We start from the raw sequence: 12,432 nt of genomic DNA, 5'->3' as shown, positions 1-12,432 counted from the left end.
AAGTTAATTATGCAGCCCTTCATGCTTTTTATTCAACATAATTGGTAAGCCTTCCTATTCCTTCAATTTCAACTTCAATAATATCACCTCTTTTCATTGGTCCAATTCCTGAAGGAGTGCCAGTTATAATCACATCGAATGGTTTTAATGTCATTATTGAGCTTATATAGCTTACAAGAGTTTCTACATTGAATATAAAATTGTTGGTATTTGAGCTTTGTACCACTTTTCCATTAAGGTATGTTTTAATTCTACTATTATTTGGATCAATCTCATCTGTTATGATAGGGCCAAGTGGCAAGAATGTGTCAAATGATTTTGCAACTGACCATTGTCCATTTTTGGGTTGCAGGTCTCTTGCAGTGACATCATTTGCACAGGTATAGCCCAATATGTATTTTTTTGCTTCGTCAGGTGTGACATTTCGACACTCCTTTTTAATAACTATTGCAAGCTCACCTTCGTAATCTACCTGTTTGCTCATATGCTCTGGGTATATGATACTTTCCATGTGTCCGATTACGCATGTTGGGGGTTTTAGAAAAAGAACAGGAGTTTGAGGGATTTCAAGTTTTAGCTCATTTGCATGGTCTTTATAGTTGAGTCCCACACAAATGACTTTTGAGGGTTTTACAGGAGATAAAATTTTCAAGGCTTCTTTTGGATAAGTTTCATTGCTTACAGTCAGTGGGTCTATACTTTTTACAACTCTTACCATATCATCTTCCGCAAGTCCGAAAAATGTCTTATTTGCATAAAAAAATCTTCCAAGTTTCATTTATACTTGTCGCCTCCTACTATTGAATAACGACATTTTAGTTAAAATTATATAACATGGGTCTTCAGAATACAAATTTTAAATTGCAAGAAGACATATTGTAAACTTTCATATCAAGTGGTATAATAAGATTGTTAAAAAATAAACAAATACAAGCTGAACTGTTTAGTTTGGAGTCCATGTGGGTATAAATAGCTATATACTGCCTATTTGAGAATAAACAGTGTGATAATTAATCAATTCATTTTATTAATAGGTGGTGATTTAATTGCCAAAGGTTCTTCGGGCTGACAATATGAACAAATGCCTTGGATGTTTTACATGCATGCTTACATGTGCAGCTGTGAATCATAACAATCATAACTTGGCAAAAAGCTCTATAAAAGTAAAGACAAGGGGAGGACTTCAGAGCAAGTTTGCAGCAACAATATGTGTTGCTTGCAAAGAACCTGCCTGTGCAGAGGCTTGTCCAACAAATGCTTTAGTTAAGCGTCCGGGTGGAGGCGTAAGGCTAATAGAAGAAAAGTGCATTGCCTGTGAAAAATGTGTTTCGGCTTGTATTGTAGGTTCTATTCACATGGACTACGATAGGAAAATTCCTATAGTTTGCAAGCATTGTGGAGCATGTGTTAGAATGTGTCCTCATAATTGCTTGAGTATGGAAGAGGTGAGCGAGTAAAATGATAGGGACAGATTTTATAAGGGTTCTATATATAGACCTTACAAACAAAAAAGCAGATATCCAAGAAAGAAAGGACTTGTATAAATACTTAGGTGGAGTCGGAGTTGCTGCAAAGCTACTTGAAGAGAACATGAAAAAAGACCTTCCGCCACTTGATCAGCAGCAACCACTTATTATCTCAATTGGTCCGCTTTCAACAATATTTCCTGTTGTGACAAAAGCTGTTGCGACGTTTATCTCACCTCACACAGGTGAGTATGGTGAGAGCCATGCAGGTGGAAGACTTGCCATGGCAATCAGAAATGCAGGGTATGACGCAATTGTCATAACTGGAAAAGCCCAAAAGCCGACATATCTCGTTATAACAGACAAAACTATAGAATTTAAAGATGCGCGAGCTATGTGGGGGCTTGATGTTGAAGAGGTCGGAAGACTGATAAGAGAAAGAGAGCCAGGCCCTGGTAAAAGAAGTATCATAAGAATTGGAAAAGCAGGAGAAAATCTTGTGACATATTCGTGTGTAAATGTAGATACTTATAGACATTTCGGAAGGCTTGGAATTGGAGCAGTCTTTGGAAGTAAGAATTTAAAAGCAATGATGATAATGGGCGAAGAAGACCTGTCAATTTCCAATTTGAAAGAATATTTCAAGACATACCAAGAGATTTACAAAAAGGTCACACAAACAGACGCCATGGCAAAATACCATGAGCTTGGAACTCCGATGAACATCAAGGTTTTAAACGCTATAAATTCACTGCCAACAAAGAACCTTTTGCAGTCCAATTTTGAGCATGCAGATGACATATCTGGGGAGACTTTTGCAGAAAAGAATCTAATAAGAAAGGTTTCATGTGTCGGCTGTCCAATTGGATGTATTCATATAGGACAGTTCAGGCGCGAGTTTGACAAAGGATATGAATATGAGTCAATAGCAGTATCATACGACCATGAGCTGATTTATGCTTTGGGAAGCCTTCTTGGAATAAAGACAACAGATGAGGTTTTGCAGATTATAGAAGAGGTTGAACTTGCAGGGCTTGATGCAATTTCAACCGGTGTTGTTTTGGCATGGGCAACAGAGGCACTCAAAAAAGGTCTTATTACAAGAGAAGACACTCTTGCAGACCTTGAGTTTGGCAACACCATGGAGTATGTTAAAGCAATTGATAATATTGCAGATAGAAGCAACGAGTTTTACTACACAATTGGCAAAGGTTTGAAAGAAGCTGTGAAAAAATACGGTGGAGAAGAGTTTGCACTTATGTATGGTGGCAATGAGATGGCAGGATATCACACAGGCTATGCGTTTGCTCTTGGTCAGACTGTTGGTGCAAGGCATTCGCACTTAGATAATGCAGGGTATGCATATGACCAAAGTGCGAAAGAACTAAATGATGAGGATATAATAGATTATCTAATAAACGAGGAAAAAGAAAGGGCTGTTTTGACTTCACTTTGCATCTGCCTTTTTGCAAGGAAGGTATATGACAGAGCAACAATTTTGAAAGCTCTAAATTCAGTAGGTATTAATTGGACGAACGAAGACCTGACCCGCCTTGGCAATGACATCTTTTTTACGAAACTAAAGATTAAAAAGGAACTTGGCTATTCACTTGAAAATTACAAATTCCCAAAGAGAATTTTTGAAACACCAACTCTTTGGGGAAAGATGAACGAGGAGAGGTTAAACAGGCTTTTGAAGATGTATATTGAAAGGGTGGAAAGAGAATATGAAAATTGGAGTAGAGGTAAATGATTTTTTCAAAAGGTATGGCAGCAGAGTTGGCAAGTTTGAGCTTGAGATAGAAAAGAACACAGATGTTTTAACCCTTCTTCAGAAGCTTAATATTCCAGCTGACAAAGTTGGATTTGTTATTGTAAACCAAAAAAAAGTTGACAATACTTATATTTTTTCAGACAATGATAGTGTGTATATTACTCCATTTGCAACTGGAGGATAAAGTTTTATGCAAAAAAGATTCTTAAAAAATATTGGTGCCTTAACTGAAGAAGGACAAAAAAGGCTTTTTGCAACAGTGGTTGCTGTTGTTGGTGTCGGTGGCATAGGCGGGTTTTTGATTGAAGGTTTGGCAAGACTTGGGGTAAAGAAGATTATAGCAGTTGACATGGATACATTTGATGAAACAAACCTCAACAGACAGGTGTTATCAAATATTAACAACTTAGGCAAATACAAAGTCTTTGAAGCTGAAAAGAGGGTAAAAGAGATAAACCCTAATGTGTATTTTGAACCCATAAAAGAAAAGGCATATTTAGAAAACCTTGAAATCTTTTTACTTGAGGCAGATTATATATTTGATGCAACAGACAACATGGAGATAAGAAAAAGTTTATCTAAGTTTGTACAACAGACAGGCAAGATTTTAATCCACGGCGGGTGTGCTGGCTGGTATGCACAGATTGCCATCATCACAAAAGACACACCTGGAATAGAAAAACTTTTAGGAGAGAAAAATGTTGAGGGTGCTGAAAAAGATCTTGGCAATCCAATTTTTGCACCAATGTTAACAGCAGCACTTGAGCTTTCTGAGTTTTGTAAACTGGTCTCAAAGCAGGGAGAACCGCTTGTTGGTAAGTGTTTGATTGTAAACCTTTTGACAAATGAATATAGAAATTTTGAATTTTGAAAATCTTTCCGAGCCATTGCAACCTAAAAAGAGGGGTTTTTCCCTCTTCATGGTGCTTTGGCCGATAGGGTGCAGGTTTGGGAAACCACTGCGCCTCCCGCTTTGGAAAGGAAAGATTTAAAGGATACTCTTTCCGAGTTTGTTCAAAGCGGGGGAGTATCCTTTTTTGTTTCAAAAGAGTGACTATGTTAAAAAAAAGGAGTGTTAAAAGATGAAAAAAGTTATATTTAAAGTTGTTTTAGTATGCATTCTTTTAACTTTTGTCTCTACTTTCTCACTGTATTCTTTTTCAAAACCTGTTAAAACATATAAAATAGCAACAACTACAAGTATATATGACAGTGGATTTTTAAGTTTTGTTGTTCCTGAGTTTGAAAAAAAGAATAATATGAAACTTAATTTTATCTCTGTTGGCAGTGGTCAGGCTGTGAAGATATTCAAAAATGGAGATGCTGATGGAATAATCATCCATGAAAAATCTTTTTTGGATGATCTCAGAAAACAAAAGCTTATCCAGAAGTATACTCCTTTTGTTTCAAACTACTTTATACTTGTGGGTCCAAAAAGCAAAAAGAATTTATTCAAGAAGGTAAAATCTATTGAGGCGGCATTTTTGATAATAAAAAATAAAAATTTAAAATTTGTGTCCCGGGCTGACAATTCTGCAACGTATATTAGAGAGCTTGAGATATGGAAACTGGCAAAAACAAAGCCAAATTTTAAAGGCTATATAAAGTCAGGTCAGGGGATGGGGATGAGTTTAAATCTTGCAAATGAAAAGGAGGCTTTTATTTTAACTGATGAGGCAACATTTTATAAAATGAAAGACAAACTTGATAAACTGGATGTTATATATCAAAATCCCAAGGAAGAAATATTAGCAAACACATATTACTTTGCCTTTTCACCCAAAAAACCAGACTTGAGCCTATTTGACACTTTTTTAAAAAGCGATGAGTTCAAGAAGCTTGTTAATTCTTTTAATCAAAAATATTTCAAAAAAGAGGTTTACAGAGCAGTAAAATAAAAAGGCAGAGGTAAACTCAATGCTTGCAAATGTTGTTGTCTCAACCCTGATTGTCTGTATTCCATCAACGATTGTTTCGATTATAATAGGTGTTCCAATTGGATACTTCTTGAAGATAAAAAGGTTTAAAGGCCGAAAATTTGTGTTGAGGTTGGTATATACTCTCTCTGGTCTTCCACCAGTTTTAGCAGGACTTTTGGTATATATTATTCTCTCAAAAAAAGGTCCACTGGGGTTTTTAGATATACTTTTTACCAAGTGGGCAATGATTATTGCCCAGGTAATTTTGATTGTGCCAATAGTTGTACTCTATACATTGTCAGGCCTTAAAAATGTGCAATTAGTTTTGGACAACTTAGACTACTTAAATGTAGAAGGCAAAAAGAGATACATTGCACTTATAAAAGAGTATTCAAAAGAGCTGGTTTATGCAACCATCCTTGGGCTTTCGCGTTCAATTTCCGAGGTAGGAGCTGTTTTGATTGTTGGGGGAAATATAGAGGGAGAGACTCGTATTCTGACAACAGCTATTATCTATGAAGTTACAAAAGGGGAATTTTCAATGGCGCTTTTGCTGGGTATGGTTTTACTCATTATATCATTTGCATTTAATACCATTTTGCAGATATTGCAGGGTGATATAGTTGATTGAGGTAAAAGAGGTTGAGAAGTATTTTGGAGACAGGTTTTTGTTTAGGTGTAAAAACTTAAAGTTTGATAATAAAGGCTTATACATTATAAGAGGACCAAATGGATGTGGAAAAACAACATTTTTGAGAATGCTTTTTGGCAAAGACAGAGATTTTAAGGGAATGATTAAGAATACATTTAACAAAAAAGTTATGCTATCCCAGCAGCCATATTTTTTCAAAGGAAGTGTAGCGTATAACCTTTCTTTGAGTTTAAGGCAGCAAAGATTTAAAGATGCTGAAAAGGTATTAAAAATGTTTGCAATAGACCCATATGCGAATATAAACTCACTTTCACTTGGGCAAAAACAGCTTGTTGCTTTTTTAAGAGCATTTTATATTGAGTCAGACGTTCTCTTTTTAGATGAACCAGATTCGTACCTTGACAGTTCAGTAAGAAATTTTATTTTTGAAAAGGTAGAAAAAGATGCACAAAATAGATGTATAATTATGGTGACACACAACTCACAGATGGTGGCTTGCTCAAAGCTGGTATACTTTGAAGATAATCAAATAATAGAGAAAAGGTGATTAACTATGAAGGTTTTAATGACTTACTTTGAAGTGTTTAACATTTTGCGAAGGGAATTTTCAAACGTTAGCTTCAAAACTGAGACCATTCCCATCCAAGAGGCCTTGGATAGGATTTGTGCAAAGGACATTATATCAAGTATAGACGTTCCACACTTTGACAAGTCAACTGTTGATGGATATGCAATAAGGTGTGAGAAGACATTTTCGGCAAACGATGAAAACCCTGCCATCTTTGATTTGGTTGGTGAGGTAAAGACAGGGGAGATTCCAACATTTGAGATTGGTGAAGGTCAGGCGGCGAGGATTTTTACAGGTGGTCATGTGCCAGATGGCAGCAATGCCGTGGTCATGCTTGAAAATACCATTGAAGAAGATGGGAAGCTTTTTGTCTTTCGACCAGTAAAGCCAAATGAGAACATACTTAAAAAAGGTGAGGATATAAAGAAAGGCTGTGTTGTTATTAAAAAGTATCAAAAATTAAAAGCGCCTCAAATTGGTGTTTTGGCAGCAATAGGTCAAAAAGAGGTTGAGGTTTTCTCAAAGCTCAAAGTTGGAATCATTTCAACAGGTGATGAGATAGTCTCACAAGACCAGAATCTTGAAGGAGCTAAGATTTATGATGTAAACTCATATACACTTTATGCTTCTTGCATTGAAGAGTACACAGTACCTAAATTGTATGGAATTGTGAAAGATGATTATAATGCTTTGAAAGATGTGTTACTACAAGCCATTTTAGAAAACGACATTGTGCTGGTATCTGGCGGAAGTTCTGTTGGGACATATGATAACACACTGAAAGCTATTTCAAGCTTAGAGAATTCAAAAATTCTTGTTGATGGAGTTTCGATAAAGCCGGGGAAACCAACAATAATTGCAAAGGCTTTTGACAAAGCTATATTTGGGCTTCCAGGCCACCCTGTTTCTTGCCTTTTTATATTTAGGTTCTTTGTCAAAAAGCTGATTGACATTTTACTTCATCAGCAGGATACATCAAAAAAAGTCTTAGCAAAAATGAAGACAAACTTTGCAATCTCAAGTGGAAGAACAGAATTTGTATTTGTGAAGCTTATATACTCTGATGAAATTATTGCCGAACCGCTGTACGGAAAATCCGGTTCGATAAATCTATTGAATAACGCCTCAGGTTATATCAGAGTAGATAGTACAAAAACAGGGATTAAGGCAGGCGATATTGTTGAGGTGACATTGCTATGAAGGATTATCACTTTTCAGCTACGCTTCCACAAGATGCAAGAAATATAATTGAGAAAATATTAAAAGAATATTTGAGCCTCAAGACAGAGACCATTTCAGTATACAAAGCACATGGTAAATTTGCAGCGAAAGACTATCTTTCACTCAATACATCGCCTCCTACAGATGTTGCTGCAATGGATGGTTATGCAATAAATGCGGAGCAAACTTTTAATACTACAGATGCCAATCCTGCAATAATTGAAAACTTTAAAGTTGTTCAAACAGGAGAAAGCATTGAGGGTTTTGATGCTGTCGTGCCATTTGAAGAGGCACAAGTAGAAAATGGAAGGATAAAGATTTTCCAAAGTTATTATCCACGACAGAATGTACGTTCAAAAGGTGAGGATGTACAAAAGGAGCAGTTACTTATTAAAAAAGGAGATCTTTTAACCATTTTTGACAAGGTGTATTTAAAAGCTGGTGGCTATCTTGAAGTTGAGGTTTACAAAATGCCAAAGGTTGCTTTTTTGCCAACAGGTGAGGAGCTTGTTGACATAGTTGAAAAAGAAGGACAACTTGTTGAGTTCAATTCTGTCATATTCAATGATTTACTTCAAAGATATGGTTTCGAAGTTGGAATTTTTAAGCCTGTAGAAAACAATTTAAAAAAACTTACAGAAAAGATAAAAGAACTTTTACAAGAATTTGATATAGTCTTTGTAAATGCTGGATCGTCTAAGGGTGATAAAGACTTAACAGTCGAGGCTATATCAGCTTTAGGAGAGGTACTTGTCCACGGCATAGCCATAAAACCCGGCAAGCCAACAATTATAGGAAAGGTAGAAAATAAGCTTGTGATAGGACTTCCCGGCTTTCCTGTTTCAATGTTTTTTGTTTTAAGAGAGATATTCTTAAGGCCATTTTTCAAAACATACAATTTAAATCCAAAAGAAAAAAGTATATTTGCCACACTTGAGAGAAGACTCTCATCTGATATAGGCTCTGAAGAGTATGTGAGAGTTAGTATTAAAAATATAGATGGTAAGAATGTAGCCAAAGTTTTAAAAAGAGGAGCAAGTGTAATATCAAGTTTAAAGAGAGCAGATGGATATGTCACAGTTCCAATTAATGTAGATTTAATTGAAGAGGGAAGCTTGATAGAGGTTAAATTGATTTAGAAAAAGGTGATAGTAAATGTATGATGGATTTTTTAGAAAGATTGAATACCTAAGGCTTTCAGTAACAGACAGGTGTAATTTCTTCTGCAAGTATTGCAGGACAAAGGAAGCATGCGAAATTGAGAACAAAGATCTTTCAAAAGATGAGATTTTTAGAATTATTTCGGTGTTTAAAAAACTTGGTATAAAGAAACTGAGGTTTACAGGCGGTGAGCCATTTTTAAGAGATGACATATTTGATATTATAGAGTTTGCTGATAACATTGGTATAAAAAACATAAATGTTACAACAAACGGGTATTTAGATGAAGAAAAGATTGAGAAGATAGCAAAAAGCAGTCTTTTGTCAATTAACATTTCACTTGATACCTTAGATAAGCAAAAATACAAAGTGTTAACAGGCGTTAACGGACTTGGCAAAGTAATAAGCACAATAAAAAGCCTGTCAAAGTTTAAGAAAGTAAAGATTAACACAGTTTTGCTAAGGTCAGTAAACTTTGATGAGATTGATAACTTAATATCATTTGCTAAGGAGAACAAGGTTGTTATTAGATTCATTGAACTTATGCCAGTAGGAGTTGCAAACAGAATTTTTGAAAGTGAATTTGTGAGTATAGAAGAGATTTTAAAAAAATTTAAGAACTTTCATGAAATTGAAAGCAGTGAAAACTCTGTTGCAAAGTACTACTATATTGAAGACTTTGACCACATTGTTGGGTTTATAAACGCTGTTTCAGGACATTTTTGTGACAGGTGTGACAAGGTAAGGGTTTCATCAAAAGGAGTTCTATATAATTGTTTATTTGATAAATTAGGGCTTGATTTAAAAGAGTATTTAAATGATGAAGATGTTTTGGTGGAAAAAATCCAAGAATTTATTAAAAGTAAAAAGTTTATAAGAAATCCAACAACAGATTTAATGATGTTTAAGATAGGAGGCTAAGGAAGATGGAGTTTACTCATTTGAATAAAGAGGGAATACCGCAGATGGTTGATGTATCAAATAAGGAAATAACCGAAAGAATTGCGAAGGCAAGTGGCAGAATTTATGTGGGAAGCGAGGTCATAAAAGCGATAGAAGAAAGCAAGTTACCAAAGGGTGATATATTCTCAGTAGCAAAGATTGCCGGGATAATGGCAGCAAAAAAGACATCAGAACTGATTCCGCTTTGCCACAATATATTTCTATCACACGTCGATATCTCATATTCGGTAAACAAAGAACAAGGTTATATAGAGGCAGTAGGCGAGGTAAAGACACAAGCACAAACAGGTGCTGAGATGGAGGCAATAACAGCAGTTTTGATTTTTTTAGAGACAATCTATGACATGTGCAAGGCACTCAAAAAGGATATGGTTATTACAGATGTGAGATTAATTGAAAAGATGGGTGGAAAGTCAGGGTATTATATCTTTGATGAAAGAAAAAGCTCTGCGAAGGTCATTTCAATAAATATAAGCAGGCAAAAAGGTACACCAAAAGAGCCAGTTGAAGAGGCACATGTAATTGAGAGTTTTGGCATAGAAGGAGATGCTCATGCAGGTACATCACACAGACAAGTAAGCCTTCTTGATATGTCCAGCATAAAAAAGATGGAAGAGTATGGTATAAAAGGCCTTTGTTTTGGCAAGTTTGCAGAGAATATTACAACAGAAGGACTGGATATAAGCAAAATCCAGCTTGGTACAAAGCTAAAGATAGGAGATGATGTGATACTTGAGATAAGCCAGATAGGGAAAAAATGCCATGGGGATGGATGTGAGATAGCAAGGACGGTTGGCGTTTGTATAATGCCAAAAGAGGGGCTGTTTGCAAGGGTATTAAAAGGTGGTAAAATAAGGGTAGGAGATATCATAGAAATTTTAGGCTAAATCACTCTGTCTTACCACATTCCCTCTCATTTTCAAGCAAGATATTTAATCCATGCTCTAAAATTGGAAAAACTGCCTCAATGCACTCTTTTACTGCCTTTGGTGAGCCGGGAAGGTTGATTATGAGGCTATTTTCATATATTCCCGAAACTCCGCGCGAAAGATAGCTCCTTTTATTTATCTTGCCTGTCTCATACCTGATTAGTTCAGAAATACCAGGGGTTTGTTTTTGGATAACCTCAAGTGTTGCCTCAGGTGTAACATCTCTTTTATAAAAGCCAGTGCCTCCAGTTGTCAAAATGAGGTTTGCACCGGCATTTGCTGCTTCAATTAAAGCCTGTTTTATTTTTTCTTTTTCATCAGGTACAATCTTGTAATACACATTTGAAAATCCATGAGCTTGTAAGAGATTTATTATCTCTTTTCCACTCAGGTCTTCTCTTTCTCCTTTTGAACCCTTGTCTGAGCATGTTATCACTGCAAATGTAAATGCCATTTTAAACTTTCCTCCTTTTTTCAAAACTATTTTTCCTCATTTAGATTTTAAACTGCCTTACAATTTGTTATAATTATATAAGATATCATCTTAATTTTAAAGAGGGTAAAGTTTTATGGTTGAAATAAGGCAGATGAATCCTTCTGAAAGACATTGGGTTAAAAAGTTTATAGAACAATATGGTTTTCAATTCTATGATAGTGCGATAACCCATGTTGTGGATGATAAAGGTAATATTATTGCAGCTTCGCAGCTGGCGGTAGAAGAAACTCAAGCTCGAATTTTATCAATTGTGGTAGAAGAAAACTTTCGCAAGATGGGATTTGGCGATGGACTTTTAAAGATGCAGATAAATCATTGCTATAAAAATGGCATTCCAATTATAAAAGTTAAAAAAGGAATGGCAGATGAATTTTTCAAAAAAGTGGGATTTGTTGAAGATGGAGAGTGGCTCACCTTAGATGTGCAAGCATTTTATTTAAATTTGCGCTGCAAGTAAAAGTGGTATAGAAAGAGGGTAAGATATGAATCTTGATTACGAATGGTTTAAAAAGAAGATTTTGGAGTATGTAGGAATAAATCTTTCGTATTATAAGGAAAAACAAATGAAAAGGCGAATAGAGTCTTTAATGAAGAAAAACGGCTTCCAAAACTATGCTGACTACTACAGTGCTCTGACAAAAGACCAAAGGCTTTTTAATGAGTTTATTAACTATCTGACAATAAATGTCTCTGAGTTTTATAGAAATCCACAACAGTGGGAAATACTCGAAAGAGAAATTATGCCATATATTCTCAAAAGGGCAAAAAGACCAAGAATTTGGTCAGCTGCCTGTTCAACGGGTGAAGAGCCATATTCAATTGTCATGCTTCTGACAAGGTTTTTTCCATTAAATGAAATAAAGATTTTGGCAACAGACATTGATGATGATGCTATAAAGAAAGCAAAAGAGGGTGTATATTTGAGAAAAAGTCTTGAGGGACTGCCGCAGGAATTTGTAAGAAGGTTTTTTAGAGAAAATGGAGAATTATATTACATAAGTGATGAGATAAAAAGATGTGTTGAATTCAAACACCATGACCTCTTAAAAGACCCTTATCCAATTGGAATGGATTTAATTGTCTGTAGAAATGTTCTTATTTACTTTACAGAAGAGGCAAAGGATATGGTGTATAAGAATTTCAATAAATCCCTTGTAATGAATGGCATTTTGTTTGTGGGTTCAACCGAGCAGATAATTATGCCTCAAAAGTACGGACTAAAACCAATAAGAACATTCTTTTATGAAAAGGTGATGAGTATTTGAAAGCAAGAGAAATTTCAT

Annotated in this window: 15 protein-coding genes and 1 riboswitch; of the genes, 13 read left to right on the top strand and 2 right to left on the bottom strand. The window is 35.4% G+C overall.

Going from position 1 to position 12,432, the window contains the following annotated elements; translation table 11 throughout:
• Positions 1-28: 28 nt before the first annotated feature.
• Entirely contained in the window at positions 29-778 is a 750-nt protein-coding gene (locus tag H964_RS10165) for a fumarylacetoacetate hydrolase family protein (RefSeq protein WP_039767317.1), read from the bottom strand.
• Positions 779-1,046: 268 nt separating this feature from the next.
• On the opposite strand from H964_RS10165, the gene H964_RS10160 reads away from it, so the two are divergent.
• The 11 genes from H964_RS10160 (at position 1,047) to H964_RS10110 (ending at position 10,611) form a co-directional block, all read left to right on the top strand.
• Entirely contained in the window at positions 1,047-1,457 is a 411-nt protein-coding gene (locus H964_RS10160) for a 4Fe-4S binding protein (protein WP_011916528.1), read from the top strand.
• Position 1,458: 1 nt separating this feature from the next.
• Positions 1,459-3,219 (top strand): aldehyde ferredoxin oxidoreductase N-terminal domain-containing protein, encoded by a 1,761-nt coding sequence (locus H964_RS10155; protein ID WP_039767314.1) that lies wholly within the window; start codon positions 1,459-1,461, stop codon positions 3,217-3,219.
• Positions 3,194-3,424, top strand: a complete 231-nt coding sequence (locus tag H964_RS10150) for a MoaD/ThiS family protein (RefSeq protein ID WP_011916530.1) — start codon at positions 3,194-3,196, stop codon at positions 3,422-3,424. Before H964_RS10155 ends, H964_RS10150 begins: the two co-directional genes overlap by 26 nt.
• Before the next feature lie 6 nt (positions 3,425-3,430).
• Positions 3,431-4,111 carry a HesA/MoeB/ThiF family protein gene (locus H964_RS10145; RefSeq protein WP_011916531.1) on the top strand — a complete coding sequence of 227 codons (681 nt, stop codon included), beginning with the start codon at positions 3,431-3,433 and terminating at the stop codon, positions 4,109-4,111.
• A riboswitch (molybdenum cofactor riboswitch) is annotated at positions 4,106-4,240 on the top strand. (Overlaps the previous gene by 6 nt.)
• A gap of 82 nt (positions 4,241-4,322) precedes the next feature.
• A complete protein-coding gene (locus tag H964_RS10140; protein WP_011916532.1) occupies positions 4,323-5,138 on the top strand; it encodes an extracellular solute-binding protein in 816 nt (271 codons plus the stop codon).
• A gap of 19 nt (positions 5,139-5,157) precedes the next feature.
• Complete coding sequence (locus H964_RS10135) at positions 5,158-5,790, top strand: ABC transporter permease (RefSeq protein ID WP_011916533.1); 633 nt, start codon at positions 5,158-5,160, stop codon at positions 5,788-5,790.
• A complete protein-coding gene (locus tag H964_RS10130) occupies positions 5,783-6,358 on the top strand; it encodes an ATP-binding cassette domain-containing protein (protein ID WP_011916534.1) in 576 nt (191 codons plus the stop codon). The genes H964_RS10135 and H964_RS10130 overlap by 8 nt, the downstream gene beginning before the upstream one ends.
• Before the next feature lie 6 nt (positions 6,359-6,364).
• The gene (locus tag H964_RS10125) at positions 6,365-7,579 is read left to right on the top strand and encodes a molybdopterin molybdotransferase MoeA (RefSeq protein ID WP_011916535.1); all 1,215 of its coding nucleotides are present in this window, start codon (positions 6,365-6,367) and stop codon (positions 7,577-7,579) included.
• Positions 7,576-8,739: a molybdopterin molybdotransferase MoeA gene (locus H964_RS10120; protein ID WP_011916536.1), complete on the top strand. Its 1,164-nt coding sequence runs from the start codon at positions 7,576-7,578 to the stop codon at positions 8,737-8,739. Before H964_RS10125 ends, H964_RS10120 begins: the two co-directional genes overlap by 4 nt.
• A 16-nt stretch (positions 8,740-8,755) precedes the next feature.
• Entirely contained in the window at positions 8,756-9,682 is a 927-nt protein-coding gene (gene moaA, locus H964_RS10115; RefSeq protein ID WP_011916537.1) for a GTP 3',8-cyclase MoaA, read from the top strand.
• Between the two features lie 5 nt (positions 9,683-9,687).
• Positions 9,688-10,611, top strand: coding sequence for a cyclic pyranopterin monophosphate synthase MoaC/MOSC-domain-containing protein (locus H964_RS10110; RefSeq protein WP_039767307.1), 924 nt, complete (start codon positions 9,688-9,690; stop codon positions 10,609-10,611).
• 1 nt (position 10,612) lies between these two features.
• Here H964_RS10110 and H964_RS10105 read toward each other — a convergent pair whose 3' ends face one another.
• Positions 10,613-11,107, bottom strand: a complete 495-nt coding sequence (locus tag H964_RS10105; protein WP_039767304.1) for a MogA/MoaB family molybdenum cofactor biosynthesis protein — start codon at positions 11,105-11,107, stop codon at positions 10,613-10,615.
• A gap of 115 nt (positions 11,108-11,222) precedes the next feature.
• On the opposite strand from H964_RS10105, the gene H964_RS10100 reads away from it, so the two are divergent.
• Together H964_RS10100 and H964_RS10095 are read left to right on the top strand one after the other, a co-directional pair.
• Entirely contained in the window at positions 11,223-11,606 is a 384-nt protein-coding gene (locus H964_RS10100; protein ID WP_039767302.1) for a GNAT family N-acetyltransferase, read from the top strand.
• 25 nt (positions 11,607-11,631) lie between these two features.
• The gene (locus tag H964_RS10095; RefSeq protein ID WP_039767300.1) at positions 11,632-12,414 is read left to right on the top strand and encodes a CheR family methyltransferase; all 783 of its coding nucleotides are present in this window, start codon (positions 11,632-11,634) and stop codon (positions 12,412-12,414) included.
• The last annotated feature ends 18 nt before the right edge of the window (positions 12,415-12,432 follow it).

It is taken from the genome of Caldicellulosiruptor sp. F32 (genome assembly GCF_000404025.1).
Lineage (GTDB): Bacteria > Bacillota > Thermoanaerobacteria > Caldicellulosiruptorales > Caldicellulosiruptoraceae > Caldicellulosiruptor > Caldicellulosiruptor saccharolyticus.
The sequence above is the reverse complement of the archived record's forward strand: the minus strand, read 5'-3'. Positions and strand labels throughout refer to the sequence as shown.